Source organism: Streptomyces sp. R-07 (assembly GCF_049913175.1).
In the GTDB taxonomy this organism is placed as follows: Bacteria; Actinomycetota; Actinomycetes; order Streptomycetales; family Streptomycetaceae; genus Streptomyces.
The window spans coordinates 308,075-332,533 of the sequence record NZ_CP183978.1; the positions used below are offsets into that span (position 1 = coordinate 308,075).

Sequence of the window (24,459 nt, forward strand, 5' to 3'; positions counted from 1 at the left end):
CCAACTCCGCTCCCCCCGCCCCGTCCTGACGTCCCGGCCGTCGGGACGACCTTGACAGTGCGGAAGGCCGCCTGCCTATGGTGAGGTGTCGCCGTCCGCGCACGTGGACGGGACCGGAACCGGGGGGAGGCGCACGTGCTCGCAGCGATCACCACGGCGCACGTCCCCGCCCGTTCGCGTGCCCGCCTCGTCTGCCGCCGGCACGTCGACCTCTGCCGCACCTCCTCGGCCATCTGTCCTTCCCCTCGCGCCTGACCCCGCCCCGCGTGGGTCCGCGCGTCCCGTGACGTCCCGTCGCCCGGCCCCGGGCAGCCGTGCCCCGCACCGCTGCCGTGCCGTCGCGCGTCCCTGTCGTTCGGAAGGACTCCCATGCCCCGCCCTGCCCTGCACCTGGCCGTCGAGATCGACGGCGACGGTGCCCATCCGGCCGCGTGGCGCCGTGCCGCGCACTCCCCCGGCGAACTGCTGACCCCGCGTCGGCTCGCCCGGGTGGCGGCCGCCGCCGAGAACGCCGGGTTCACCCTGGTCACCCTGGAGGACTCGATCCTGCCGCCGGGCGACGGGAGCGACTCCGGTCCCGTGGGCCGGATCGGCGCGGTCGAACGGGCCGCGTTCGTGGCCGCGTCGACGAGCGTCCTCGGTGTGGCGCCGGTCGTGGCGACCACGTACGCCGAGCCGTTCCACGTCTCCTCCCAGCTCGCCTCGCTCGACCACGTCTCGGCGGGCCGGGCCGGCTGGGTGGTGGACGTCGAGGAGGATCCGGCCGCCGCGCGCGCCTGGGGGCGGCCGGCCGTCGAGGGCGCCGAGTCGCTCGCCCGCGAGGCCCGTGACGGCCTCCGTGTCGTACGGGACCTGTGGGACTCGTGGGAGGACGACGCGGTGATCCGGTCGGTGGCGACCAGCCGCTATCTGGACCGGTCGCGGTTGCACGCCGTGGACTTCACGGGGGAGACGTACTCCGTGAAGGGCCCGTCGATCGTTCCGCGCCCGCCGCAGGGCCGGCCCGTGGTCCTCGCCCGGCCGGGTCTCGTCCCGGCCGGCCTCGTGGATGTGGCACTGGTCGGCGGAGCCACGCCGACCGAGGCGGCCGAGGCGGCCGAGGCCGCCGGCGCGCCGCTCGCCTTCGCCGAGATCGAGGTCGCCCTCGACACCCCGGGCGAGACGGCCCGGGAGCGCATCGCCGACCTGGAGCGGTACGCCCCGTGGGAGGCAGACCCGGATCGGCTGCGGTACGCCGGCCCGGCGGCCGGTCTGGTGGACCTGCTGGCGGAGCTCGGCGGCCGGGTCGACGGGGTGCGGCTGCGACCGCTCGTCCTCGACGAGGACCTGGCGGTGCTCTCCCGGCTCGTGCTGCCCGAGCTGTTCGTGCGCCGCCTCGCCGCCCGCCCGCTGCCGGGCACCACCCTGCGCACCTCCCTGGGCCTCCCCCGGCCCCTCAGCCGCTTCACGACCGACGGTGCCGCCGCGCGCGTCCGGGAGGAGAGCCGATGACCCGCGCCGATGTGAACGACGTGCCGCGCCCGGACGCCCAGCTGCACTTCGGGGTGTTCTTCCAGGGCGTCAACCACTGGACGATCTGGTCGGACCCGTCCAGCGGCTCCCAGATCGATCCGGCGTCCTTCCTGCGGGTGGCGAGGACCGCCGAGCGCGGGCTCTTCGACGCGTTCTTCCTCGGGGACGGCCTGCGGCTGCGCGAGTCGGAGGGCGGCATCCACGAGCTGGACGTCGCCGGCCGCCCGGACTCGATCACGCAGCTGTCGGCGCTCGCCGCCGCGACCGAGCGGATCGGGCTGGTCTCCACGTCCAACACCACCTTCAACGAGCCGGGCGACCTCGCCCGCCGGCTCGCCGGTCTCGACCTGCTCTCGGGCGGGCGGGCCGGCTGGAACGTGGTCACCACCCACAACGCCTGGACCGGCGAGAACTTCCGCCGGGGCGGCTTCCTCGACCACGCCGACCGCTACCGGCGCGCCGAGGAGTTCCTGTCCGTCGCGCGCGCCGTGTGGAACGGCTGGGCCGAGGGCGCGGTCGCAGGGTCCGCCGACGCCCGCTCCTGGTCGGTGCCGGGTGCGGTGGGCCGCGTACGGTCGCGGACCGGCCACTTCGACGTCGATCTGGCGCCGACGCTGCCGCGCAGCGCGCAGGGGCATCCGGTGATCTTCCAGGCGGGCGACTCGGCCGAGGGCCGGGACTTCGCGGCCCGCAACGCGGACGTGGTCTTCTCCGCACACGGTACGGACTTCGACGACGCGCTGGCCTTCGCCGAGGACGTCCGGGGCCGGCTGCGGGCGGCCGGGCGGCCCGAGGACGCCCTGCGGATCCTGCCGGGCACGGAGATCGTCATCGGGGCCACCGAGAAGGAGGCGGAGGAGAAGGCCCGCTGGGTCCGGCTCGAACAGGTCACGCCCGCGGTGGCCCTCGGCATCGCGAGCCGGCTGTGGGGCTTCGACCTGTCCGGTCGGGACGCGGACGGGCCGCTGCCGGCCGAGGATCCGGTGGTCGCGCAGGACAAGGGGAGGTTCGGGACCCGGTGGGTGGACGACCCGCGGGAGGTGGTGGCCGAGTGGCGGGCGAAGGCCGGGGCCAACGGCTGGTCGCTGCGCGAGACGGTCATCGAGCTCGGTCCGCAGCGCGGGCACGTCGGCACCCCGGCGGGTCTGGCCGAGAAGTTCGTCCGGTTCGCCCGGCACGGGGCCGTCGACGGCTTCAACATCTCGCCGTACCTGGTGCCGGACGGACTCGACGACATCGTCGAGCTGCTCGTGCCGGAGCTCCAGGAACGGGGCGCGTACCGGACGGCGTACACGGGGACGACGCTCCGGGAGCATCTGGGGCTCGCGCCGGTCGGGTGACACCGCGCGGTCGGGCACCCGGGGAACCCGGGTGCCCGACCGCGCCGTACGGCCCTCAGCCCAGGGGCAGTTCCAGGAAGGCCTGCGCGCCGTCCGGGGAGGTGACGACGGTCTGCGTCCAGGTGACGGAGGCGTCCCCGTACAGCGGGTCCTTGCTGTCGACGACCAGCATCAGCCGGTGCCCGGCGGCGATGTCGTACGCGGCGGCCTGGAGCCGCCACGTCACGGTGCGGTCCTGGTCGGGCGTCAGCCCGTACACGTTGAGCGGCTCGTGGGTGATGATCCGGGCCGTGTCGTCCTCGGCGACGTCGAAGAGGTGGGCGACGAGGCAGGCGGAGGCGGCCGTGGAGCGCACCGTGAGGCGCAGCCGCGGGATGCCCCGGATCCGGCGGCCGGCCGTTCCCCTCCCTTCCGGGGCGGTGAGGGGTGCGGTGGTCCAGGCGAGGGCGTGCCGCCGGTCGATCTTGCGGGTGTCGTAGGTCTTGGGGTTGCCGGCCCGTTCCGCCTGGCCGGTCTTCATGAGCGCGTCCATGACGGTGGCCTCGGTGTCCACGCCCGCGAGGAACGCGCGGCGCCAGCCGGTGACCTCGGACGGAGCCGTCGTCTCGCCCGCGGGGAGCAGCAGGCCGTCGGTGCCGCCCGCGCCGTCGCCGGTGAGGCCGAAGACCTCGACGCCGGTGGTGACCCGGCTCCAGTCGGCGCGGCTCTCGCGGAACGCCTCTTCGACGATCCGGTTCTCGCCGGTCGGCTCGCCGGTGCCGGGGTCGGTGACGGGTTCGGTGACATAGGTGAACATCACCTGGCCGCAGACCTGTTCCCAGTCCTCCACCCCGTTGTGTTCGCCCTTGAGGTGGTGGTCGAGCCAGGCGTACGCCTCGGCCATGGGGAGGTTGGCCTTGCCCGGTTCCGTGCCGATGAGCCCCGGGCCCTCGGGCGCGGCGTGGTCGCCGATCCAGAGGTTGAGCCGCTTGGGGACCTCCAGGCCCTCGAAGGTGTCCAGGAGCTGGTTGACGGCGAAGAGCCCCTCGTGCCAGGTGTTGGAGAGGAAGGTGGGGGTCTCGTTGTCGTTGGTGAGGTGGAGGTACGACTCGGGGGCGCGCAGCCGGCCCCACTCGACGACCCTTTCGAGGTTCCGGTCGGCCAGGAAGTCGGCCAGGACCTCCTGGTTCGCCTCGTCGAACTTGGTCTCCACCGGGCCGCCGGTGAGCGCCAGGAGGGCTTTCACGGCCGCGAGGTGGCGGGTGTCGTGGTCGTACAGGCTGGTGGCGAGGTTGCCCCAGGTGCTGAGGGCGACGACGGCGGCGACGCGGTCGTCGTGGGCGGCGACGAGCTGGCTGATGCCGGAGCCGTAGGACTCGCCGAGGAAGCCGATCACGCTCGGGGCGAGGTGCTCGGTCGCGAAGTCGATGACGGCGGAGCCGTCGGCCCAGTCGTGGGGTCCCGCGACGTCGACGAAGCCCTCGGAGGTGGAGGGCAGTCCGGGGATGCCGAGGCCGCGGGGCGTGTAGGCGAGGACGTGGTAGCCCCTGCGCGCGAGGGCGAGGTACGACCAGAGGAACAGCGGCCAGCCGAAGGGGGTCCAGCCGGCCGGGACGACCACCAGCGGGTGCGGGCCGGGGCCGAGCTGCCGGAGGCTGAGGGCGGAGAGGCGGATGCCGTCCGTGGCCTCGATGCGGTGGTACGCGGGGAGGGCCAGGCCGCGTACTTCCTCTACGTGTGCGGACAGCGCCGCGGGGAGCAGGGCCTCGGAGCCACCCTCGCCACCGTTTCCGTTCAGGAGGGCGGTGGTCAGGGTCTGGGCGAACCGGACGACGTCGGGGTCGACGGTTCCGCCGGAGGCCCAGAGGCCGCGGCCGGCGACGCGGGAGGCCTCGGCGGCGGTGAGGCCCGCCGTGATGCCCGGGAAGCCGGGGAATTCCTCGGACGATCCGTTGGCGAAGGGGTTGTCCTGGGTCACGTGCACCCGTTCCTCTCGACTGGGCTGCTGGCCGTCCGTACGACGGACGTCGCAAGCCTCACGTACCGGGAACGGGGCTACCAGAGCGCACGAACGGCGCACGTGATGCGCAACCGGGCGGCAACGACACAAGCCGCCCCGGGCACGAGGTTTGGAAGGATCCGGCCGGCGCCCCCAGCGGGTGTCCGACGCCGATCCGCCGGACAGGCCCTAAACCGACTCCGGCAGGTACCCGGTCGCGGCGCGGGCGTAGGAGTGCAGGGCGGTGATCACTTCCCGGGGTGAGCGGCGGCCGGCGAGCACGTCCATCTGGTAGCCGTCCTCCATCGCCACGAAGTTGGCGGCGACGAGACGGGCCGGGTCCGTCAGGGTGAAGTGGCCCTGGGCCTCGCCGAGGACGAGGATCCCCTGGTAGACGCCGATCTGGCGTTCGGTCAGGACGCTGTCGAGGGCGGCGGCCTTCGGGTCGCGGAGCGTGCGGGGCCAGTACTCGAACAGCAGTCGGGGCAGCCGGTCCTGGGGGCCCGACGCCACGCCGGACGCGATGCAGGTCGCCAGTCGCTCGCGGGCGTCGGGGTGCCGCTCGGCGGCCGCCTCGCGCTCCTGGCAGAACCGTTCCATGGCCTGCTGGAAGGTCTCGTACATCAGGGCGTCGAGGTCCTCGTAGTAGTACAGGACGGCTGCCGGCGTCACCCCGGCCTCCTCGGCGACGTCCCTCAGCCGGAGTCCTGCGAGCCCCCGGTTGAGCAGGGCCCGTGCCGCCGCCTCGCCCAGCTGTGCGCGCCGGGCCTCCTGGTCCTTGTTCCGCGCCATCGGGCCCCTCCACCGTCTCATGAGCTAAATCGAAACCAAAAGATACAGGCTGGGGTCTTGACCGCGCCACGGATGATTCCTTAAATCACCGTTTAACGAATACGGGATGTCCGTACGCCCCCCGCACCGGGAGACCCTCATGCGGGAAGTCCGCCGCGCAGGTGGTGCTGCGCTGGCACCTCCAGCTCGGGAACGTCGTCATCCCGAAGTCCGTCACCCCCGCCCGTATCCGGGAGAACATCGACGTCTTCGACTTCACCCTCTCCGCCGAGGACATGCGGGCGATCGCGGGCCTCGACTGTGGGCTGCGCACCGGACCGGACCCCGACGTCCTGGACTGAGCCGCTCGCCGGACGCCGGACGCCGGACGCCGGACGCCGGATGCGAGCATTCGCCGGAGTCTCCGGCGCGTCGGCGCGCCACGGCGGGCTGCACCACGGAGCATCGCGATTCGACGGCGTCGGGACGGGCAGGCGCCCACAGGTCCTCGCCCGACGGAGGGCGGGCCCACCGACCACCGGCGGGCAGGTCCGCCGACCACCGGAGGAGGAGTACGCCATGCCGCCGCACCGCTCCGTCCCGCACGTCCTTCCGCGCCCCTGGCGCCGATGGAGGTGGTGGCGGCGCTGGGGCCGGGACCCGTTCGTGGTGCAGTCGCTGCGTTCCACCGCCGCGGCGACGCTCTCGTACGTCGTCGCCCTCCAGCTCAGTGCCGAACCGGCGCCGCTGACCGCGCCGCTCACCGCGCTGCTCGTCGTCCAGGTGACGTTGTACTCGACGCTCACGACGAGCCTCCGGCGGGTGAACTCCGTCGTGGTGGGCGTGCTCATCGCGATCGCGTTCAGCGCGCTCGTCGGCCTCACCTGGTGGAGCCTCGCGCTGGTCATCCTGGCGTCGCTGGTGGTGGGCCGCTTCGTCCGGGTCGAGGAGTTCGTCCCCGAGGTGGCGATCAGCGCGATGCTGGTCCTCGGTGTCACCCAGGTCGCCGACACGGCGTGGGACCGCGTCCTGGAGACGCTGATCGGCGCGGTCGTGGGCCTGCTCTTCAACGTGGTGCTCGTCCCACCGGTCTGGGTGGACACCGCCGGGGACTCGATCGTGGACCTGGCCCGGCGGATGCGCCGGCTGCTCCTGGACATCGGCGAGGAACTAGCCGACCCCGACGTCCGGCCCGAACCGACCACCGTCCCGGACGCCGCCTCGCCCGCTCCCGTGGAGCGGGCCGCGGCGCGGCTGCACGAGGCGCGGCGCCTCGACAACGACGTCGCCGACGTCGACGCGGCGCTCCGGCAGGCGGAGGACAGCCTCCGTCTCAACCCGCGGGTCAAGGAGGGGCTGCTGCACCGGATCGTGCTGCGCACGGGCCTCGACACCCTGGAGATCTGCGCCGTCGTGCTGCGCGTCCTCAGCCGCTCCCTGACGGACCTCGCGAAGGAACAGCGCGGCGCCGCGCTCGTACGACGGGAGACGGGACTCGCCCTGAGGGAGACGCTTCGGCACCTCGCGGACACCCTCGTGAGCTTCGCCGACCTGGTCACCTCGCATTCGAGCGCGGGCGCGGAGACGGCGGAGGTGCGGCTCGGCGAGGAGCTCGGCGCGGCCCGCGCCTCCCGTGACCACGCCGCCGGGCTGCTGTGGAGCGAGGCGGCGCACGATCCGGAGCGCTGGCAGTTCTACGGCGCGCTGCTCGCCGAGATCGACCGGGTCCTCGACGAGCTCGATCCGGATCACCGCGGTCGCCGTCTCATGGAGGAGCTGGACCGGCACACGCGGGCGCGTGAGGAGCGGCGCCGCCGCGTCACCTCCCTCGCGGCCCGGGCGCGCCGTACGTCGTGACGGGCCGCAGGGCTCCCTCCGCACGGAGGTCGGCCAGGGTCGGGTAGCCGTCGACGGCCATGATCAGGTCGGTCTCGGCGAGGAGCGAGCGCAGGACGTGGACGACGCCGTCCTCACCGCCGAGGGCGAGGCCGTACGCGTACGGGCGGCCGACGCCGACCGCCGTGGCACCGAGGGCGAGGGCCTTCACGATGTCGGCGCCGGTCCGCACGCCGGAGTCGAAGAGCACGGGCAGGCCCTCGGCGGCGGCGACCACGCCGGGAAGGGCGTCGAGGGCGGGCAGACCGCCGTTCGCCTGGCGTCCGCCGTGGTTGGAGCAGTAGATGCCGTCGACGCCGCCGTCCCGGGCGCGGCGGACGTCCTCGGGGTGGCAGATGCCCTTGAGGAGGATCGGCAGGTCGGTGAGGGAGCGCAGCCAGGCGAGGTCGTCCCAGACGAGCGGCTTGCCGAAGATCCCCGCCCATTCCACGACGGCGGCGCGCGGGTCCTCCTCGGGGGCCTTGGCGAGGCGGGCCCGGAAGACGGGGTCGGAGGTGTAGTTGGCCAGGCAGTGTCCGCGCAGCTGCGGGAAGTTGCTGGCGGCGAGGTCGCGGGGGCGCCAGCCGGTGATCCAGGTGTCGAGGGTGACGACGATGCCCCGGAAGCCGGCCGCCTCGGCCCGGTGGACCAGGCTCTCCGCGAGGGCGCGGTCGGTGGGGGTGTACAGCTGGAAGAAGCCGGGGGTGTCCCCGTACGCGGTGGCGACCTGTTCCATGGGGTCGACGGTGAGCGTGGAGGCGATCATGGGTACGCCGGTACGGGCGGCGGCACGGGCCGTCGCGAGGTCGCCGTGCCCGTCCTGGGCGCAGAGCCCGATCACTCCGACGGGCGCCATGAAGAGCGGGGACGGCAGCTTCAGGCCGAAGAGATCGACGGACAGGTCGCGTTCGGCGGCGCCGACCATCATGCGCGGCACGAGCCCCCACTGCCGGAAGGCCGCGGCGTTGGCCTCCTGGGTGTACTCGTCGCCCGCGCCGCCGGCCACGTACGACCAGAGCGAGGGCGGCAGGGCCGCCCTCGCCTTCGTCTCCAGTTCGGCGAAGGTCATCGGCAGGGTGGGGGTGACGCCGAAGAGCCCGTTGAAATAGATCTCGGTCTGGTAGTCGCCGTACTTCTGGGGCATGGGGCGTCGTCCCTTCCGGGGCCTCGTCGGGGCGCTCGGCTCGCCCGCTGGTCTCCACCACCGTGCCCTTCACGCGCGCGCGTGGCCATGGAGCGGGCCCCAAGAAGGGGAGGCCCGGATTTGTCGCACCCGACAAGTACGCCGGTGGCGCAAGGGCGTCAGCCGGGTGCCCCTCCGCGGCCGGCCGCTCCCCCGGGCCCGGCCGCCGCCGCCTCCAGGTGCCGCAGTGCCCACCAGACCTGCATCGTGTCCTCGGCCCGGCCGAGGTCGAGCCCCGTGACCCGGGTGAAGGTACGCAGCCGGTACCGGAGCGTGTTCGGGTGGACGTACAGGGCGGCCGCCGCCGCTTCGGCGTTCGCGTCGGCCCTGAGGTAGGCGTCCAGGGTGCGGACGAGGGTCGCGCGGCGGCTTCCGCTCGTGTGGCCGAAGCAGCGGATCACGAGCTGTTCACCGGTGCCGGGAGGGCGAGGACGGCGGCGTGCAGCGGAAGCTCGCCGTCGGCCACCGGGCGGCGGAGTCCGAACGCTGCGGCGAGTTCAGCGGCCCGGCGGGCCCGGCGGTAGGACTCGTGCGCGCGGGCCGGCGGCAGGGCGGGGCCGAGGCCGACCGGCAGGCGCAGAGAGGAGAGCTTTCCGGACTCGGCGAGACCGGCGAAGCGCCCGGCCTCGGGTTCGGCGAGACCGGCGTTGACTCGGCCGGCCTCGGGATCGGCGAGACCGCCGACTCGACCGGCCTCGGGTTCGGCGAGACTGGCGAAGCTCCCGCCCGCGGGTTCGACGAGCAGCGCGGCCACCTGCTCGCGCAGCATGCCTTCGACGGCAGCCACCTCCTGCGTGGGGACGGGGGCGAGGTGGAAGGCGAGGTAGTCCTCGCCCGGGTGCAGGCCGAGGAGCCGGGTGGTCGTCGGCAGCGACTCGGGCGGAAGTTCACCGCTCAGCAACTGGCCGAGCAGCAGAGCGCGCTGTTCCCGGCCGCCCCGCAGCCGCTGCGTCTCGCGCCGCCGGTGGCCGTCGACGACCGCCGCCGACACATGGTCGCAGCAGAGCCAGAAGTCCCGGGTCAGCGCGAGGGCGACGGCGGACTCGCCGTACCGGCCGGCCGCCGCGTACAGGGCGTCGAAGGCGTGGCGGGAGGTGAGGCGGAAGGCCTCCAGGAGCGGTTCGAGGGGGACGCCCTGGTCGGCCCGGCGGGCACCGAAGTCCGTGAACTCCGCGCGCTCCCGCTCCGAGGGCGCGCGGCCCTCCGCCAGTGCGGCGAGCGCCGTCTCCATGACGACCAGGAGTTCCCGGACCGTCTCCCCCTCGTCCAGGACCCGGTAAGCGGGCAGCTCGCCGACGGTCGCGGCCGCCCCCGCGGCCACCCGGTCGAGCCGCAGCCCGGCCAGGAGCTCGGTCCGCGCGGCCCGGTGGTCCTCGTCCATGCGGGTCATTGTCGCCAGCCCGGAGGGGCGGGTCGAAACAGGGGTGCGGTGCCCCGGCGGCTCCGCGATCATGAGCGGATGACACGCACCTTCGAAGAGCTCGTCGCGGAAGCCTCCGCGGCCTCGGTCGACGGCTGGGACTTCTCCTGGCTCGACGGACGGGCGAGCGAGGAGCGGCCCTCCTGGGGCTACCACCGGCTCCTCGGCGAGCGGCTGGCGACCGCCTCGGCCGGACTCGACATCCAGACGGGCGGCGGGGAGGTCCTGGGCGGGGTCCCGGTGCTCCCGCCGACGATGGCGGCGACCGAGTCGTGGCCGCCGAACATCGCCCGGGCCACCGCGCGGCTCCACCCCCGGGGCGTGGTCGTCGTCGCGGATCCCGACGAGCCGCCGCTGCCGTTCGGTGACGCCGCGTTCGACCTCGTCACCAGCCGGCATCCGGCAACCGTGTGGTGGGCGGAGATCGCCCGCGTCCTGCGACCGGGCGGCACCTACTTCGCCCAGCACGTCGGCCCCGCCAGTGTGTGGGAGCTCGTCGAGTGGTTCCTCGGGCCGCAGCCCGAGGCGGCCCGGGGGCGTCACCCCGACGACGAGGCCGCCGGGGCGCGTGCGGCCGGGCTGGATGTGGTGGACGTGCGCACCGAGCGGCTGCGCATGGAGTTCCACGACATCGGCGCGGTCGTCTGGTTCCTGCGCAAGGTGATCTGGATCGTGCCGGGGTTCACGGTCGAGGGGCAGCTGCCCCGGTTGCGCGAACTTGACGCGCGGATCCGCGCGGAGGGGCCGTTCGTGGCCCACTCCGCGCGGACCCTGATCGAGGCGCGCAAGCCTTCCGTACGGGGCTCGAAGGGCTGACGTACGGCCCCTGAGGGGCTGACGTATAGAACTGTGAAGGACTGACGTACGGCCCGCGAGGAGCCGAATCACGGCCCCGCGATGGGCTGACGTACGGTCTGCGAAAGGCCGACGGCCTGTCAGCCCGCCATGGGGGTCCAGTCGCCGAGCCAGTGCGCGGTGTCCTGGGCGGTGGCCTGGGCGTCCGTCAGGTGCGGCCGCTCGCTTCCGGCGGGTCCGGCGCCGGGGCCGGTGTTGCGGTACTCGGCGAAGCGGTCGCCCTTCCAGGAGAAGCCGCCCATGTCCGTCCAGGGCGTGGCCCTGACGGCGGCGCTGAGCGTGCTGTCGCGGACCGTGGTCTGGGGGTCGAGCGTCGCGTCGCCGCCCGCGTGCCAGGGGCGTCCGAGGAAGAAGCTTCCGGCGGTGACGTCGCCGTTCACCGTGGAGCGGGTGATGAGGAAGCCGTCGCGTCCGGCGGGGGTGCTCGGCGCCGTGACGTATCCGGCGGAGCTGCCGTCCCAGCGCTTCTTCAAGGTGAGGACGGACCGGTCGATGACGGCCGTGGCCCGCCCGAAGACGAAGTCGACGTTGCCGATGACGTAGGAGTTCGTGAGGTACACGCGGCCGGTCCTGTCCCGGGCGGCGGTGTCGAGGAGCAGGGTGTCCTGGTCGCCGCTCACGATGAGGCCGTCGAGGAGGATCCGGTCGGCGGCGGTGCGCAGGGCCACCGCCTGGTGTCCGCTGATGTTCTGGTTCCGGGCCTCGTCGAAGTCGTTGGAGATGCTCAGGTCGCGGGCCTGGAAGTCGTCGGCCTCGACGGCGACGGTGGCGCTGCCGCCGGTGCCGTACGTGCCCGAGCCGTCCGGCCTGGGCGTGCCGGAGGCGTGGCCCTCGACGATCAGGGTGTCCTTGCGGCTGGCGCCGGTGCCTTCGATCGTGACGTGGGGCTTGTTCGACGGCACCTTGACGGTCTCGCGGTAGACGCCGGGTTTGACGCGGATCACGACGCGGGAGGTGTTGCCGGCCGGTACGGCGTCGACGGCCCGCTGGACGCTCGTGTACTGGCCGCTGCCGTCCTTGGCGACGGTCAGGGTCGTGGCCGAGGCCGCGGCCGTCGCGACGGTGCCGAGGGAACTGCGGGGTCCCGCACCGGACTTGAGGAGGGCGGGCACGTCGGCCGCCGGGTCCGGGGTGTAGGGGTAGTACGTCCTCGGGTCGAAGGCCGTGCCGCCGCTCTCGTTGCGGCCGCCGGTGCCGGAGAAGATGTTGCCCCGCTGGACGAGGGAGGCGCCCGCGTCCTTGATGACCGGGTTGTTCATGCCCTGGAAGTAGCTGTTCTCCAGGAGCATGCGGGTCTTTCCGCGGGCGTAGTTGCCGTAGGACGAGGTGATGGCGGTGCCGGGGTCGTCCTGGAGGTAGTTGTTGTAGAGGTGCGCGTGGGCGACGTTGTCGGTGGACGGGTTGCGCTGTTCGGTCTCGCGGAACCAGTTGTGGTGGAGGGTGAGGTCGGCCGTGACGTTCTCCGTCCAGCCGATGCCGAAGGTCTTGTTGTTGTTGCTCAGCCGGTTCCAGGAGACCGTGACGTAGGTGGTGTCCTTGCGGCTGTCGATGAGCCCGTCGGCCATGTGCCGCAGGTCGTTGTGGTCGATCCACACGTGGTGTGCGCCGTCCATCTGGACGGCGTCGAAGTCGTGCTCCTTGTCGTTCCAGACGCCCTGGTACGCGTCTCTGATCGTCAGGTTCCGGATGATGACGTTGTGGACGCCGGGGCCGAGGAAGAAACCGCCGCCGACGATGTGGCCCGAGGTGCCCGAGCCGACGATCGTCTTGTCGGAGGCGACCTTGATCTCCTTGCCCACGGGGTTCATCGTGATCGTCCCGGCCACGACGATGACGTACGGCTCCGGCGCCGTGGCGTACTTCTCGAGGTCGGCGAGGTTGCGTACGGTGACGGTCGCGCCGTCGCGTCCGCCGTACGTGCCCTTCTGGCCGAGCGCGTCGACCGACGCGAAGCCGTCGGCGACGGCACGCGCCCACTGCGGTGCCGCCGCGGCACCCGCCTGGGGTCGCGCGTCCGCGCCGAAGAGGTCGAAGGCCGTCCCGTAGGCCAGGACCCCGGCCGCCGCGAGGACGGCCGGGGCACCGATCACCAGGGCCTTTCCGCGCCTGCGGTGCCTCGCCTTGCTGCGGGTCTCGCTCACGTCGTGCTTCCTTCCGTACGTGGGGGGTGCCGCCCGCACCGGAACGGGCGGGCACCCCGTAGTCGCCGCCGCGGCGGGGAAGGTTGCCGTGGCGTCAGACGCGCTGCCGCGCGATCACGACGACCTGGTCGTCCGGGTGCCAGTGACGGACGTGGGCCTTCGGCGGGTTGAGGCGCAGACCGTGGTCGGGGGCGGTGGTGGCACGGCTGTCGGAGCGGTAGCCGATGGCGCAGGCGCCCTGGCGGGCCGCCGAGGCGGCGACGGAGGCGAAGGAGGTGGCGCGGCCGGTCCTGACGTAGTGGTCCGCCGGGTGGAGGTGGAGGGTGTTGCCGTCCGCGCCGAGGAGTTCCTCGAACACGGCGGTGAGGTGGGGGTTCTGGGAGATCTGGGTCATCAGGAGTCCGATGAGCCTGCCGCTGACGACGAAGTCCGCGCCGGGGCCCGGCGGTGCGATGAGCCGGTTGCGGTCGTCGGTCATCTCGGTGACGACGGGGACGCGCCGGCCGCCCGCCCGTTCTCCGGCCCGCAGGTGGAGGAGGGTGACGAGCGTCCGGTCGTCCGGGTCGGCGTGCCCGGGCCGGCGGTCGGGGCCGAGCACGATCACTGCGTCGTATCCGGCGAGGTCCAGCGCGTCCGTGGTCGCGCGCAAAGTGGGATCGCCGGGCCGGTGAAGGACCGTCATGTGTGCGCCGACCGCTTCGGTGACGGAGCGGATGCCGGTGAGGGTGGCGGTGCGCGGCTCCGCGACCACGTCGAGGGCCGAGCCGGGCGGTGTGCGGCTCGCCAACTGGGCGGCGATCCGCGGTGCCCGGCGGTTCCAGCCGAGCAGGAGGACGCGTTCGGGCAGTGCGGGGGTCCCGGACGGTGTGTGCGTGAGCGACGTCGGGTCGTACGGGGTGGGGGTGGCGGAGAAGCGGGTCGACCGTTCGTCCTCGGCGATCACGAGAAGGGTGTCGTCGGCGTGGATCCGCGTGGAGCGGAGCGGGTTGAGCGTGAGGGTGCCGTCGCCGCGGACGATGCCGACGGCGGTCGATACGGGGCAGGCGCGGGCGGCCTCGTCGAAGGTGCGGCCCGACAGCCCCGGTTCCCGGACGGTGTGGAACTCGTGCCCGGCGAAGTCGAGGAGCTCCTGGTGCACGAGGGAGAGGCCGGGTTGTCGTGCGCAGTCGACGAGGAGGCGGGCGGCGATGTCGTCCATGTCGAGGACGGTGGCCCGGGAGCCGCCGGCCAGCCGGGCCGCGGTGAGGTAGCGGTCGTCGCGTACGGCGGCGACGACGCGCACGGGATCCGCCTCCCCCACGGTTGCCGAGAGGGAGAGCAGGGTCTTGACGACCTCCGTGTCGTCGCGGGGGTCGTCGCGGGGCAGGACGAGGACGCAGTGCGCGGTCGCAGGGCTCACGCGCGCGAGTGCGGCGGGATCGGTGGGGCGACCGCTGCGGCAGACGATCCTGGTGCGGCCCGTGGCGCCGACGGTCGCGTGGAGGTCCTCGTCCATGGCTGGTTTGTCGCGGTCGGCGAGGACCGCGATGACGCGGCGGCGCCGGTCGGTGCGGGCGGCGACCAGTTCGGAGACGACGGTGGGGATCTGTTCGGACCAGCCGAGTACGACGGTGTGTCCGCTCTCCAGGATCCTGGCGTGACCTCGGTTGAGGGCGATGAGGCGGTCGGTGAGGCCGGTGGTGATGAGGCTGACCAGGGTGGAGACGTAGAAGAGCGCGATGAGGGCGAGGAGTACGGACAGGCCGACGCGCAGCGGTGGGCCGACCTCGCCGCCCAGGCGCATGGTCTGTCCGGTGTTGCGCCACACCGCCGCGATCCTTGCCCCGAGGGAGGCGGGGGTGTGCTGGTCGGTCCAGGCGAGGACGGCGCTGACGGGGACGACGAGCGCCAGGCAGGCGAGGGCCAGCCAGCCGCAGAGCGCGGCGATGCCACGGGTGAGGGTGGTGTCGAACCAGTAGCGGAAGCGTTCCTCGGCGGAGCGGGTCAGGGAGACGGAGGGAAGCCGGTATCGGGGCCGGGAGGCGGAGGGAAGCCGGTCTGAGGATCGGGAGGTGGAGGAGGGCCGGTACGTGGGACGGGTGGCGGCGGCCGGTCGGTGTCCGGTTCGGCCGGGCCCGGTTCCCTGTGCGGCGTCCCGCTGCCCGGGAACGACCTGTTTGTCTTCTTTTCGCACGTCAGTAGCGTGCCGCCCCGGCGTCGGCGGCGGGGCGGCATCGCGGCATGTTCATCCCTTCGTGATCAGTCGGCGGCGAGGGGAAGGGCGACCGACTCAGGCGTACGGGTCGAAGGGGATGCCGGCCGGCTTCGCCTTGGCCAGGTGCGCGGCGAAGTTCGCGTCCTTGAGACCGAAGACCGCACTGCCGAAGTCGGCCTGGCTGAGCTTCTCGCGGATGCCCGCGGGGTAGCCGTTCCAGCCGACGAGGCTCGGGAACTGCCAGGTGTGCTGGTGGTTCTCGGGCGGCTCGTCGTTGGAGTTCGCGGGGCGGAAGCAGTGGGTGCCGATGCCGTCCTTGTGGTAGACGACCTTCGGGTGGGTGCCGTCCCAGCGGATCCGGTCCCGGCCGTAGATGTCGAAGTTGCCGTGGGCGGACGTGGAGACGTACTGGGCCTGGCCGTTCTGCACCCACACCACGACGTGCTCCCAGTCGTGGCGGTGTCCGCCGAGGCTGCTGCCGGCCACGGCCTGGTCCTTCTCGAAGTAGAGGCCGTAGATGATCGCGCACCAGCCGTTGTTGCACTTCGCGCGCGCGTAGCCGTTGGTGTTGGTGAGGTCCGAGGCGTCCCGGCACTGGCCGTTGAGCGCGCCGGACGGGTTGAGGCCGCCGTTGAGCGTGCCGTCGGGGCCGATCGCGGGGGTGGGGTAGCAGCCGTCCGTGTCGTAGTCGTACGCCGGCTGGAAGGTCTGCTCCAGGCCGTCGGCGTTGGCGGGCAGGGCGGTGGGCGGTGCGGCGAGCGCGCTGCTCGGCAGGGCGATCACCAGCGCGAGGGCGCCGGCGAGGGCGAGCGTGCCCCTGGTGGCGTACGACCGTGTCTTCACTGTGTCCCCCTGGGTCGGGCGGCGTGGTCCGGGCGAATGCATTGGCATGAGCATCTCAGAGAAGGAGCGGCCTGGAGTCCCTCGGGCAGCTTTCAACCCAGTCGCCACTTCTGGTTCGCCGCCCCCGTGCAGGACCAGATCTGTGCCCGCGTCCCGTTGGCCGACGTGTTCCCGGTGGCGTCCAGGCACTTGTCGGCCGGGACGTTCACCAGGTCGGCCGATCCCTCCTCGTACCGCCAGCGCTGCGCGCCCGAACCGTTGCAGCCGTAGAGCTGGACCTTCGCCCCGTCGGACGTCGAACCGCCGCTCACGTCCAGGCACTTGCCGAGCGCCTGCACGGATCCGTCGGCGCGGAGCGTCCAGCGCTGGGCGGCGGTGCCGTTGCAGTCCCACAGCTGGACCGGCGTTCCGTCGGCTCCGGAGCCGCCGGCCACGTCGAGGCACTTGCCGTCGAGGCCCCGCAGGACGCCGTTCCTGTCCTGCTCCGGGGACGGGGTGCCCGTCCAGGTGAAGGTGGCGGAGGTCCTGCCGGGGAGGGAGTACGTGTACCGCTGCGCGCCCCAGTCGACGGTCATCGTCTGCGCGTTCGCGGAGCCGTTGTACGCGATGAGCGCCTTCGAACCGTCGGGGTTGCGCCAGGCCACGTTCGGCACGGCCGTGCTGGCGGTGGAGGCGATCCGCTCGGCACCGGGCGTCACGAACTTCGTGAGGTGGCCCATGGTGTAGTACTCGACGGTGTAGTCGACCTGGCCGTGGCGCGCGTCGCCGTCGTGGACGGTGATGAGGCCGTCGCAGGTGCCGCAACCGCCGTTGTGCGGCCCCCGGTTCTGGTCGACGGCGAGGGACCACTTGGTCACCGACTTCGCCCAGTTCCGGGTGTAGTCGATGATGTTCATCATGTCCTCGCGCTGCTGGTCGGCGATCCAGGTGCCGCCGGAGTGCTCGGTCTGGAAGGCGTCGAGCTGCGGATAGCGCTGGTGGACCTCCGTCTGCTCGGCGACGTCGCCGCCGTACCCGTGCCAGGCGACACCGCCGAAGTTCGGGTGGCTGCGGACCGCCGCGTCGTCCACCGTCGGAGCCGCGTAGGCGTCGTAGGTGTCCCAGTTCCAGTCGTGGGCGAGGACCTTGGTGGCGAGGCCCGCGTTCTGGAGCTTCGGCAGGAGTTCGTTCTTGGTGAAGTACGCGAGCCCCGCACCGTTCCAGCTCATCGACGGATAGCCGGAGCAGCAGGTCGGCTCGTTCTGCGCGGTGACGTAGTCGACGGGGACGCCCTGGTCGCGCCAGCCCTGGAGGTACTTCACGAAGTAGTCGGCGTACGTTCCGTAGTACTCGGCTTTGAGCCAGCCGCCGTTCAGCTGGCCGCTGTCCTTCATCCAGGCGGGTGCGGTCCACGGGGAGGCGACGAGGGTGAGCCGCGGGTTCAGCTGCCGGGCCTGCCGGGTCAGTGGGAGGACGTCCTGGAGGTCGTGCGCGAGGGAGAACCCGGCGAGGGCGGGGTCCGTACTTCCGGCCGGCATGTCGTCGTAGGTGTAGCCGAACCGCGCCAGGTCCGAGCCGCCCATCGGGTTGCGGACGAAGGAGAGGCCGATGCCCTCGGTCGGCGAGAACAGCTTCTTCATCGTGGCGTCCCGCGTCGCCTGGCTGAGGGCCCCGGAACCCTTCATCAGCCAGGCCGCGGTGTCGGTGAACGAGGCGCCGCCGCCGGTGAAGGTCTGGTAGCGGGTGCCCTCGTCGACGGTGATGTTCGTGCCGCTCCCGCCGTTCCCCGCCTGGAAGGCGAGCGGAGCCTGCTGCTGGAGGCCGCGGGTGACGTGACGACCGCCGGCGTCGTCGGTGGTGGTGAGCCAGACGTCGACCCGTTCACCGGCGGCCTGCGCCGGGGCGGCGGAGAGCCCGGTGAACCCGGCGGTGGCGAGCGCGCCGGCGAGGACCGCTCCCGTCAGCCGGCCGGCGCGTGGCACCCGGTGCCTCGGGGGCGGTGTCCTGTGGGTCGGAAGCGGTGCACTGCCTGTCGGGAGCGTGGTCGTGCGTGACGGGAGCCGTGTCGTGCGTGACGGTCGGAACATGTCGGTGCCCTTCTCGGCGGTGTGGGAGTGGGGGTCCGCGCGGACCGAGTTGCGTTCCGAGCCGTGAGTGAACTGCCGGAGCGTGCGGTCCGTCAAGACTCCGCGCATTCAGAACCTGAACGCACAACCTGCCTCAGGGTCCTGGAAGTTGGGATTAAGGCAGTGTCGTCGTGAACTCTTGACGGCGGGTTCGTCCGGCGCTTGACTCTCCGCACGCCGCCGGAACCGGTTCCGACAGCGATGTCGTATCCCGACGCGGAGGTCTCCGGTGCGTGTCACGATCGCCGATGTCGCACGTCAGGCGGGGGTCAGCAAGACGACTGTCTCCCGGGTCCTCAACGCCGGGGCGGAGGTCGACCCCTGCACGGCCGCCCGTGTTCGTGAAGTGATCGCCGGACTGGGCTATGTGCCCAGCTCCGGTGCGGTCGGTCTGGCCCGCGGCGCGAGCCGTACGGTCGGCATGCTGACGCCCTCGCTCACCTGGCCCTGGATGGGCGAGGTCCTCCAGGGCGTCGCGGACACGGTCGAGGCCGCCGGGTACGGCCTCCTGCTGTACACCTGTCACCGGGGAGCCGATTCGGTCCGCCACTTCACTGATCAGGTCTCCGCCCGCGCCTTCGACGGGCTGCTCGTCGTCGAGCCGGAGAACACCCTCGACACCCTCACGGCCCTGCACCGGCGCGGTCTGCCCGTCATCCTCGTCGACGACCGCGGCCACCGGCCGGCGTTCCCCTCCGTCGCGACGACGAACCGCGCCGGCGGCGCGGCGGCCGCCGCGCATCTCAGGGCCTCGGGCCGCTCACGACCCCTCGTCGTCACGGGCCGCCACGACTTCGGCTGCGTACGCGAACGCCTGGACGGCTTCCGCGAGGTCCTGCCCACGGGTCTCGTCGTCGAGGGCGAGTTCACCGAGGCGACCGGCAGGGCAGCCGTGGAGCGGACGCTCGCCGGGGGACGCGCCTTCGACTGCGTCTTCGCCCACAACGACCTGATCGCGGCGGGCGCGCTACGGGCCCTGCGCGAGGCGGGCCTGCGCGTCCCCGAGGACGTCGCCGTCGTCGGCTTCGACGACCTCCCGATGGCCCGGCACACCGAGCCGCCGCTCACGACGGTACGCCAGCCGATGCGCGAGATGGGCCGCGCCGCCGCCCGCATGCTGCTCGCTGGACTCGGGGGCGAGCGGCTCCCCGACGAACCCCTCGTCCTTCCCACGGAGTTGGTGGTACGCGGTTCGGCGCCGGGCGCGTGAGGCGCCGCGGAGCCACGGCCGAGGGCGCGCGGCTCAGTGCAGGGCGGCCGTCACGAGGCGGCGGATCTCCTCGGCGGGGACGGTTCCGCCGTTCACCAGGCGGTCGAAGACCAGGCCGTCCACGCAGCGGAGGAGGGTGACGGTGCGCTCGCGTGCGTCCGTGACGCCGTGGGCGGTCAGGAGGTCCTCGACGGACTGCCGGGCCGCGTTGTCGCGGGGTACGAGGATCTCCCGCAGCTCGGGGTGGTGCACGCTCTCCAGCGCGCACGCGTAGCGCGCGAGGGAGCGGCGGCGCCCTTCGCCCGTGAGCCGACGCTCGGTGAACGCGGCGAGCCCGGCGGTCAGTTCCTCGGCGTCACGCGGCGCCCCTGCCCCTCGGCCCGCCTCTTCGATCTCCGCCTGGTCGCGGGCGACGAGGCGGAGCACGAGGGCGGTCAGGAGCGACGTACGGGTGCGGTGGTACGCGGACGTGGTCCCGGGCGGCAGGCCGGCGGCCCGGTCCACCGCGCGGTGGGTGAGCCCGCGCATGCCGTGCTCGGCGAGGACGTCGATGGCGGTGTCGGCGAGCAGGGCACGCCGGGCGGTGGTGGACATCCCCCTTTTCTACACCTGTAGAGAGGAGGAGTACGTTCTTCTACATCCGTAGAAGAACGTGGAGAGGGGTGCCCGGCATGGATGGCGGGAGCGCACTGGTGGTCGGTGGCGGCATCGGGGGCCTGGCGGCCGCGATCGGACTGCGGCGGATCGGGTGGAGGGTGACCGTCCTCGAACGTGCCGCCGCGCTCGGCGACGCGGGAGCGGGAATCTCCCTCCACGCCAACGGCATCCGCGCCCTGGACGCCCTCGGTGTCGGCAAGGAGGTACGGGAGGCCGCCCGCCCCCAGTACACCGGGGGCACCCGCGTCCCGGGCGGCGGCCGGCTGGCCCGGATGGACGGAGCCGCCCTGGAGCGAGCGCTCGGGACCCCCATCGTCGGGATCCCGCGCGCCGCGCTGCACCGGTCGCTGCGCGCCGCCCTGCCCGCCGGGTGTCTCACCACCGGGGCCAAGGTGACGTCCTTGGACCTGACCGCTCCGGGCCGGGTGGGGGTGCTCGCCGGGGACGGGGTACGGGAAGCGGACCTGGTGGTGGCCGCCGACGGCGTGAACAGCGCACTTCGCACCCAGCTGTTCCCCGGCCACCCTGGTCCGGCGTACAGCGGGTCCACCGTCCTCCGCGCCGTCACCGACTCCCCCGTGCCGCTGGAGTCCGACTTCGAGCTGACCTGGGGCAGAGGCGCCGAGTTCGGGCACATCGCCTTCCTCGACGGGCGGGCCGAATGGCACGCCGTCCTCAACTCCCCGCCGGGGGTGCGTCATCCGAACGCCCTGGAGGTGCTGCGCCGCCGCTTCCGGGACTGGCACGAGCCGATCCCCGCGCTCCTCGCGGCGACCCGCCCCGACGCCGTGCTGCACCACGACATCCACGAACTGGCCGCTCCCCTGCCGTCGTTCGTCGCCGGCCGGGTCGCCCTGCTCGGCGACGCGGCCCATGCCATGACCCCGAACCTGGGTCAGGGCGCCTGCCAGGCCCTGGAGGACGCGGTGTCACTGGCCGCCGCGCTCGCCACCACGTCCGGCGTCGACTCGGCGCTGGCCCGGTACGACGCCGAGCGGCGGCCGCGCAGCCAGTCCGTCGCCCGTGCGGCGCGCCGGGCCGGCCGGATGGGCCAGCAGCTCTCGCATCCGGTCGCCGTGGCCGTACGCAACACGGCCCTGCGGGTCGCACCGGACCGTGTGGCCCTGCGCGCCATCCTGCGACACGCCGCCTGGACGCCGCCGAGCCTCGTCTCGCACTCCGAAGTCGCCCGGCGCCCTTATTGAAAATGATTGTCATGATGCTAGGGTCGGGGCGTCCCCGTACGTCGCTCCCCTGAGGACCCCTGTGTTCCGCCTGCCCCCGCACCTCCCGCGCCTCTCCCGGCGCGGCCCCCTGTCCGTCGTCGCCGTGGCCGCCACGACCGCTCTGCTCGGCGGATGCTTCGCCGGAAGCGGTGCTGGAGGCGGGGCCGACGACGGTCGGATACGGGTCGCGATGATGCAGCCGCCCCGGTCCGGGCTCTCCCCGCTGTCCGACGACGCCTTCAAGCTCTCGCGCTGGTCGACGGCCGAGACCCTGGTGCGGCTCGACCGGGACGGGAACGCCGTCCCTTCGCTGGCCACCGAGTGGCGGCAGTCCGGGCGGAGCTGGACGTTCGCGCTGCGCGAGGGGGTGACCTTCCACGACGGGACGCCCCTGACCGCCGATGCCGTCGTCCGCTCCCTCACCACCGCCGTACGGGCCTCGCCGAAGCCCCGCATCCTCGACGGAGTCGACCTCACCGTCCGCGCCGCCGGCCCCCGCGCGGTCACCGTCACCACGGGCGTCGCCGACCCCCTCGTACCGCAGCGGCTCAGCTCGCCGCAGCTGGCGGTCCTCGCCGCCAAGGCGTACACGGGGCGGACGGTGAACCCCGTCGGGGCCGGGACGGGTCCGTTCGTCCTCGTCCGGGCCGACGGGACCGCGTCGGCGACCCTCGACCGGTACGCGCGGTACTGGGGCGGGCGCGCCAGGGCCACCGGCATCGACGTCCGGTACGTCCCCGACGGCACCGCGCGGGCCGCCGCGCTGCGCACCGGCGAGGCCGACGTCGTCGAGGCGGTCCCCGTCGCACAGGCCGGGCTCCTCGACCCGGAGCTGATCACCGAGGTCCCGATGCCGCGCACCAACACCCTCTATCTGAACACGCGCAGCGGCCCGTTCAAGGACGCGGGCGTCCGGGCCGCCGCCCGGGCCGCCGTCGACGCGCGCGGACTCGTCGCCGGGGTGTACGAGGGCCGGGCCGACCTCGCCACGGGGCTGCTCGGCCCCGCCCTGCCGTGGGCGGCGCCGCTGCGCGAGCCGGTGCGGCGCACCCCCGCGGCCGACCCGAAGGGCGCCGCGATCACGATCGGCACGTTCACCGACCGGGCCGAGCTGCCCGAGGCCGCGCAGCTGCTCCAACAGCAACTGGAGAAGGCGGGGTTCACCGTGCGCCTCGACGTGCGGGAGTACGCCGCCATCGAAGCGGACGCGCTGGCCGGGAAGTTCGACGCCTTCGTCCTCTCACGGGCCACCGTCCTGGACTCCGGCGACCCCGTCGCCTACCTGTACAGCGACTTCGCGAGCGACGGCTCCTTCAACCTCTCGCAGCTCACCGACCCGGCCGCCGACCGTGCGCTCGCCACCGCGTCGGCGGCGCCGGCCGGCGAGGCACGCCGCCGGGCCGTCGTAGCGGCGGAGGCCGCCGTGCTCACCACCGGCGGAGTGCGGCCCGCGCGATCGCGCGGCGGGCCCTCGCGGAGGTCGGCCTGACCGGCGAGGCGGCGTCCGCGTATCCGCACGCGCTGTCGGGCGGGATGCGGCAACGTGCCGTGATCGCGATGGCGCTGGTCAACGGGCCGGACCTGGTGGTGGCCGACGAGCCGACCACCGCGCTCGATCCGGAGCGTCGGGACCAGGTTCTCGCGCTGCTGCGGGAGCGGTGCGCGGTGGCGGGGGCGGCGCTGCTGCTCGTGAGCCACGATCTGGAGGCCGTACGCCGGCACGCCGACCGGGTGGCCGTGACGTACGCCGGACGGATCGTCGAACTCGGTGCGGCAGAGGCGGTGTTGGGCCGTCCGGTCGCCCCGTACACCCGTGGTCTGCTCGCCTCGCTGCCGACGGCCGGGCTGCCGCACCGCTCCCGGCTGCCCGCGTTCGACGGCCCTCCGCAGCCCCCTGCGGAGGGGTGCGCCTTCGCCCCCCGGTGTCCGCGTGCCGACGGGCGGTGCCGAGGCGAGGAGCCGGAGATCAGGGCATACGAGGACCGATTCGTCGCCTGCCATCACCCGCGGGAGGTGGCGGCGTGAGCGGGCTGCTGGAGGTGCGCGGCCTCGTCGTCCGGCGCGGTGCGCGGACGGTCCTGGACGGGGTGTCGTTCACGGTGGCGGCCGGGGAGACCGTCGGACTCGTGGGCCCGTCGGGGTGCGGCAAGTCGACGACGGCCGCGGCCGCGCTGGGGCTGCTGCGTCCCGACGCCGGTTCGGTCCGCTTCGACGGGGTCGAGCTGACGGCACTGCGGGAGCGGGAGGTCCGGCCCCTGCGGCGCCGGTTCCAGCCGGTGTTCCAGGATCCGCACGGCGCCCTCTCCCCCCGGCGCCGGATCCGCGAGCAGCTCGCCGAGCCGCTGCGGCTGCACGGGCTGTGGTCGGCATCGGACGGGCCCGCCCGGGTCGCCGAGCTCCTCGGACGCGTGGGCCTGGACCCGGCGCTCGGGGGGCGGCTCCCGGGCGAGCTGTCCGGCGGGCAGTGCCAGCGGGTGGGGATCGCCCGCGCCCTGGCGACCCGGCCGGAGCTCGTCGTGCTCGACGAGCCGACCTCGGCCCTCGACCCCTCGGTGCGAGCGGGCGTCCTGAACCTGCTGATGGACCTTCAGGACGCCCTGGGCATCGGCATGTTGTTCATCTCCCACGACACGGCGACCGTGCGGCACGTCTGCCACCGCGTCCTCACCCTGCGGGAGGGACGGCTCGACGCCGAGGGGCTGCGGGACGAGGCGTAGGGTCGTGTCATGTCCAAGACCGAGATTGACCGGGTGACCGCCGAGTTCTACGGCGCGTTCGACAACCGGGGCGGCAAGGCGCCCGACGTGGACCGGATCCGGCGGCTCGTCCTGCCGCAAGGGGTCATCGTCTGCACCGCGCCCACGTTCACCGCGTACTCCGTGGAGGAGTTCGTCGTGCCGCGCGAGCGGCTGCTCACCGACGGGCGGCTCGTCGAGTTCTCCGAGTGGGAGACCTCCGAGGAGACGCGGATCGAGGGCGACATCGCCTCGCGGTTCGGCACCTACCGCAAGTCCGGGGTCTTCGACGGGAAGCCCTACGACGGCGAGGGCACCAAGACGATGCAGTTCGTCCGCACGCCGGACGGCTGGCGGATCGCGGCCCTCTCCTGGTTCGACAACCCCTGACCGGGACGGTGGCCCGTCACCCCC

Annotated in this window: 21 protein-coding genes and 2 pseudogenes; 13 read left to right on the forward strand and 10 right to left on the reverse strand. The window is 73.3% G+C overall.

Annotated elements, in window-relative coordinates:
• The first annotated feature begins 135 nt into the window (after nucleotides 1–135).
• From ACN9M0_RS01645 to ACN9M0_RS01655, 3 genes are all read left to right on the forward strand, one after another.
• Nucleotides 136–255, forward strand: a complete 120-nt coding sequence (locus ACN9M0_RS01645; RefSeq protein WP_366042911.1) for a putative leader peptide — start codon at nucleotides 136–138, stop codon at nucleotides 253–255.
• Between the two features lie 114 nt (nucleotides 256–369).
• On the forward strand, nucleotides 370–1,491 hold the full coding sequence (locus ACN9M0_RS01650; RefSeq protein WP_426402970.1) for an LLM class flavin-dependent oxidoreductase: 1,122 nt from the start codon (nucleotides 370–372) through the stop codon (nucleotides 1,489–1,491).
• Complete coding sequence (locus ACN9M0_RS01655; protein ID WP_426402971.1) at nucleotides 1,488–2,852, forward strand: NtaA/DmoA family FMN-dependent monooxygenase; 1,365 nt, start codon at nucleotides 1,488–1,490, stop codon at nucleotides 2,850–2,852. Before ACN9M0_RS01650 ends, ACN9M0_RS01655 begins: the two co-directional genes overlap by 4 nt.
• A gap of 55 nt (nucleotides 2,853–2,907) precedes the next feature.
• Here ACN9M0_RS01655 and ACN9M0_RS01660 read toward each other — a convergent pair whose 3' ends face one another.
• Both ACN9M0_RS01660 and ACN9M0_RS01665 read right to left on the reverse strand, forming a co-directional pair.
• Nucleotides 2,908–4,809, reverse strand: a complete 1,902-nt coding sequence (locus ACN9M0_RS01660) for a CocE/NonD family hydrolase C-terminal non-catalytic domain-containing protein (RefSeq protein ID WP_426402972.1) — start codon at nucleotides 4,807–4,809, stop codon at nucleotides 2,908–2,910.
• A gap of 210 nt (nucleotides 4,810–5,019) precedes the next feature.
• Nucleotides 5,020–5,622 carry a TetR/AcrR family transcriptional regulator gene (locus tag ACN9M0_RS01665; protein ID WP_366039649.1) on the reverse strand — a complete coding sequence of 201 codons (603 nt, stop codon included), beginning with the start codon at nucleotides 5,620–5,622 and terminating at the stop codon, nucleotides 5,020–5,022.
• A 143-nt stretch (nucleotides 5,623–5,765) separates the two neighbouring features.
• Between ACN9M0_RS01665 and ACN9M0_RS01670 the strand changes: the two are divergent.
• Both ACN9M0_RS01670 and ACN9M0_RS01675 read left to right on the forward strand, forming a co-directional pair.
• A pseudogene (locus ACN9M0_RS01670) lies at nucleotides 5,766–5,963 on the forward strand (aldo/keto reductase); the annotation flags it as partial.
• A 217-nt stretch (nucleotides 5,964–6,180) separates the two neighbouring features.
• Entirely contained in the window at nucleotides 6,181–7,458 is a 1,278-nt protein-coding gene (locus tag ACN9M0_RS01675) for an FUSC family protein (protein ID WP_366037745.1), read from the forward strand.
• Here the strand turns inward: ACN9M0_RS01675 and ACN9M0_RS01680 are convergent.
• The 3 genes from ACN9M0_RS01680 to ACN9M0_RS01690 form a co-directional block, all read right to left on the reverse strand.
• A complete protein-coding gene (locus ACN9M0_RS01680; RefSeq protein WP_426402973.1) occupies nucleotides 7,421–8,620 on the reverse strand; it encodes an alpha-hydroxy-acid oxidizing protein in 1,200 nt (399 codons plus the stop codon). The genes ACN9M0_RS01675 and ACN9M0_RS01680 overlap by 38 nt on opposite strands.
• 158 nt (nucleotides 8,621–8,778) lie before the next feature.
• Nucleotides 8,779–9,060, reverse strand: a complete 282-nt coding sequence (locus tag ACN9M0_RS01685) for a helix-turn-helix domain-containing protein (protein WP_426402974.1) — start codon at nucleotides 9,058–9,060, stop codon at nucleotides 8,779–8,781.
• The gene (locus ACN9M0_RS01690) at nucleotides 9,057–10,040 is read right to left on the reverse strand and encodes a hypothetical protein (protein WP_426402975.1); all 984 of its coding nucleotides are present in this window, start codon (nucleotides 10,038–10,040) and stop codon (nucleotides 9,057–9,059) included. Before ACN9M0_RS01690 ends, ACN9M0_RS01685 begins: the two co-directional genes overlap by 4 nt.
• A gap of 78 nt (nucleotides 10,041–10,118) precedes the next feature.
• On the opposite strand from ACN9M0_RS01690, the gene ACN9M0_RS01695 reads away from it, so the two are divergent.
• Nucleotides 10,119–10,895, forward strand: coding sequence for a class I SAM-dependent methyltransferase (locus ACN9M0_RS01695; RefSeq protein WP_366037748.1), 777 nt, complete (start codon nucleotides 10,119–10,121; stop codon nucleotides 10,893–10,895).
• Between the two features lie 119 nt (nucleotides 10,896–11,014).
• On the opposite strand, the gene ACN9M0_RS01700 is transcribed toward ACN9M0_RS01695, so the two are convergent.
• The 4 genes from ACN9M0_RS01700 to ACN9M0_RS01715 all read right to left on the reverse strand — a co-directional run bounded on the left by ACN9M0_RS01700 (nucleotide 11,015) and on the right by ACN9M0_RS01715 (nucleotide 18,178).
• Nucleotides 11,015–13,075: a pectinesterase family protein gene (locus tag ACN9M0_RS01700; protein ID WP_426402976.1), complete on the reverse strand. Its 2,061-nt coding sequence runs from the start codon at nucleotides 13,073–13,075 to the stop codon at nucleotides 11,015–11,017.
• Between the two features lie 94 nt (nucleotides 13,076–13,169).
• Complete coding sequence (locus tag ACN9M0_RS01705; RefSeq protein WP_426402977.1) at nucleotides 13,170–15,248, reverse strand: CASTOR/POLLUX-related putative ion channel; 2,079 nt, start codon at nucleotides 15,246–15,248, stop codon at nucleotides 13,170–13,172.
• 96 nt (nucleotides 15,249–15,344) lie between these two features.
• Entirely contained in the window at nucleotides 15,345–16,112 is a 768-nt protein-coding gene (locus tag ACN9M0_RS01710; RefSeq protein ID WP_366037751.1) for an NPP1 family protein, read from the reverse strand.
• Between the two features lie 92 nt (nucleotides 16,113–16,204).
• Nucleotides 16,205–18,178: a ricin-type beta-trefoil lectin domain protein gene (locus ACN9M0_RS01715; RefSeq protein WP_426405267.1), complete on the reverse strand. Its 1,974-nt coding sequence runs from the start codon at nucleotides 18,176–18,178 to the stop codon at nucleotides 16,205–16,207.
• A 268-nt stretch (nucleotides 18,179–18,446) separates the two neighbouring features.
• Here ACN9M0_RS01715 and ACN9M0_RS01720 point away from each other — a divergent pair, with 268 nt between their 5' ends.
• The gene (locus tag ACN9M0_RS01720; protein ID WP_426402978.1) at nucleotides 18,447–19,427 is read left to right on the forward strand and encodes a LacI family DNA-binding transcriptional regulator; all 981 of its coding nucleotides are present in this window, start codon (nucleotides 18,447–18,449) and stop codon (nucleotides 19,425–19,427) included.
• 33 nt (nucleotides 19,428–19,460) lie between these two features.
• On the opposite strand, the gene ACN9M0_RS01725 is transcribed toward ACN9M0_RS01720, so the two are convergent.
• A complete protein-coding gene (locus tag ACN9M0_RS01725) occupies nucleotides 19,461–20,021 on the reverse strand; it encodes a TetR/AcrR family transcriptional regulator (RefSeq protein ID WP_366037754.1) in 561 nt (186 codons plus the stop codon).
• A 77-nt stretch (nucleotides 20,022–20,098) separates the two neighbouring features.
• Here ACN9M0_RS01725 and ACN9M0_RS01730 point away from each other — a divergent pair, with 77 nt between their 5' ends.
• From ACN9M0_RS01730 to ACN9M0_RS01755, 6 genes and pseudogenes are all read left to right on the forward strand, one after another.
• The gene (locus ACN9M0_RS01730; RefSeq protein ID WP_426402979.1) at nucleotides 20,099–21,289 is read left to right on the forward strand and encodes an FAD-dependent monooxygenase; all 1,191 of its coding nucleotides are present in this window, start codon (nucleotides 20,099–20,101) and stop codon (nucleotides 21,287–21,289) included.
• A 70-nt stretch (nucleotides 21,290–21,359) separates the two neighbouring features.
• On the forward strand, nucleotides 21,360–22,799 hold the full coding sequence (locus ACN9M0_RS01735) for an ABC transporter substrate-binding protein (protein WP_426405268.1): 1,440 nt from the start codon (nucleotides 21,360–21,362) through the stop codon (nucleotides 22,797–22,799).
• Nucleotides 22,796–22,858: pseudogene (locus ACN9M0_RS01740) on the forward strand (hypothetical protein); the annotation flags it as partial. The gene ACN9M0_RS01735 and the pseudogene ACN9M0_RS01740, both read left to right, overlap by 4 nt.
• Before the next feature lie 9 nt (nucleotides 22,859–22,867).
• On the forward strand, nucleotides 22,868–23,335 hold the full coding sequence (locus ACN9M0_RS01745; protein ID WP_399695689.1) for an oligopeptide/dipeptide ABC transporter ATP-binding protein: 468 nt from the start codon (nucleotides 22,868–22,870) through the stop codon (nucleotides 23,333–23,335).
• Nucleotides 23,332–24,027 (forward strand): ATP-binding cassette domain-containing protein, encoded by a 696-nt coding sequence (locus ACN9M0_RS01750; protein WP_426402980.1) that lies wholly within the window; start codon nucleotides 23,332–23,334, stop codon nucleotides 24,025–24,027. Before ACN9M0_RS01745 ends, ACN9M0_RS01750 begins: the two co-directional genes overlap by 4 nt.
• A 9-nt stretch (nucleotides 24,028–24,036) precedes the next feature.
• Nucleotides 24,037–24,435, forward strand: a complete 399-nt coding sequence (locus ACN9M0_RS01755) for a DUF4440 domain-containing protein (protein WP_366037757.1) — start codon at nucleotides 24,037–24,039, stop codon at nucleotides 24,433–24,435.
• Nucleotides 24,436–24,459: the final 24 nt, after the last annotated feature.

What these genes read in the sequence shown, in the direction of transcription:
- ACN9M0_RS01715 (WP_426405267.1), bottom strand. Translation starts at nt 18,178, where the DNA reads ATGTTCCGACCGTCACGCACGACACGGCTCCCGTCACGCACGACCACG.
- ACN9M0_RS01680 (WP_426402973.1), bottom strand. Translation starts at nt 8,620, where the DNA reads ATGCCCCAGAAGTACGGCGACTACCAGACCGAGATCTATTTCAACGGG.
- ACN9M0_RS01730 (WP_426402979.1), top strand. Translation starts at nt 20,099, where the DNA reads ATGGATGGCGGGAGCGCACTGGTGGTCGGTGGCGGCATCGGGGGCCTG.
- ACN9M0_RS01745 (WP_399695689.1), top strand. Translation starts at nt 22,868, where the DNA reads ATGGCGCTGGTCAACGGGCCGGACCTGGTGGTGGCCGACGAGCCGACC.
- ACN9M0_RS01675 (WP_366037745.1), top strand. Translation starts at nt 6,181, where the DNA reads ATGCCGCCGCACCGCTCCGTCCCGCACGTCCTTCCGCGCCCCTGGCGC.
- ACN9M0_RS01755 (WP_366037757.1), top strand. Translation starts at nt 24,037, where the DNA reads ATGTCCAAGACCGAGATTGACCGGGTGACCGCCGAGTTCTACGGCGCG.
- ACN9M0_RS01665 (WP_366039649.1), bottom strand. Translation starts at nt 5,622, where the DNA reads ATGGCGCGGAACAAGGACCAGGAGGCCCGGCGCGCACAGCTGGGCGAG.
- ACN9M0_RS01695 (WP_366037748.1), top strand. Translation starts at nt 10,119, where the DNA reads ATGACACGCACCTTCGAAGAGCTCGTCGCGGAAGCCTCCGCGGCCTCG.
- ACN9M0_RS01650 (WP_426402970.1), top strand. Translation starts at nt 370, where the DNA reads ATGCCCCGCCCTGCCCTGCACCTGGCCGTCGAGATCGACGGCGACGGT.
- ACN9M0_RS01655 (WP_426402971.1), top strand. Translation starts at nt 1,488, where the DNA reads ATGACCCGCGCCGATGTGAACGACGTGCCGCGCCCGGACGCCCAGCTG.
- ACN9M0_RS01725 (WP_366037754.1), bottom strand. Translation starts at nt 20,021, where the DNA reads ATGTCCACCACCGCCCGGCGTGCCCTGCTCGCCGACACCGCCATCGAC.
- ACN9M0_RS01690 (WP_426402975.1), bottom strand. Translation starts at nt 10,040, where the DNA reads ATGGACGAGGACCACCGGGCCGCGCGGACCGAGCTCCTGGCCGGGCTG.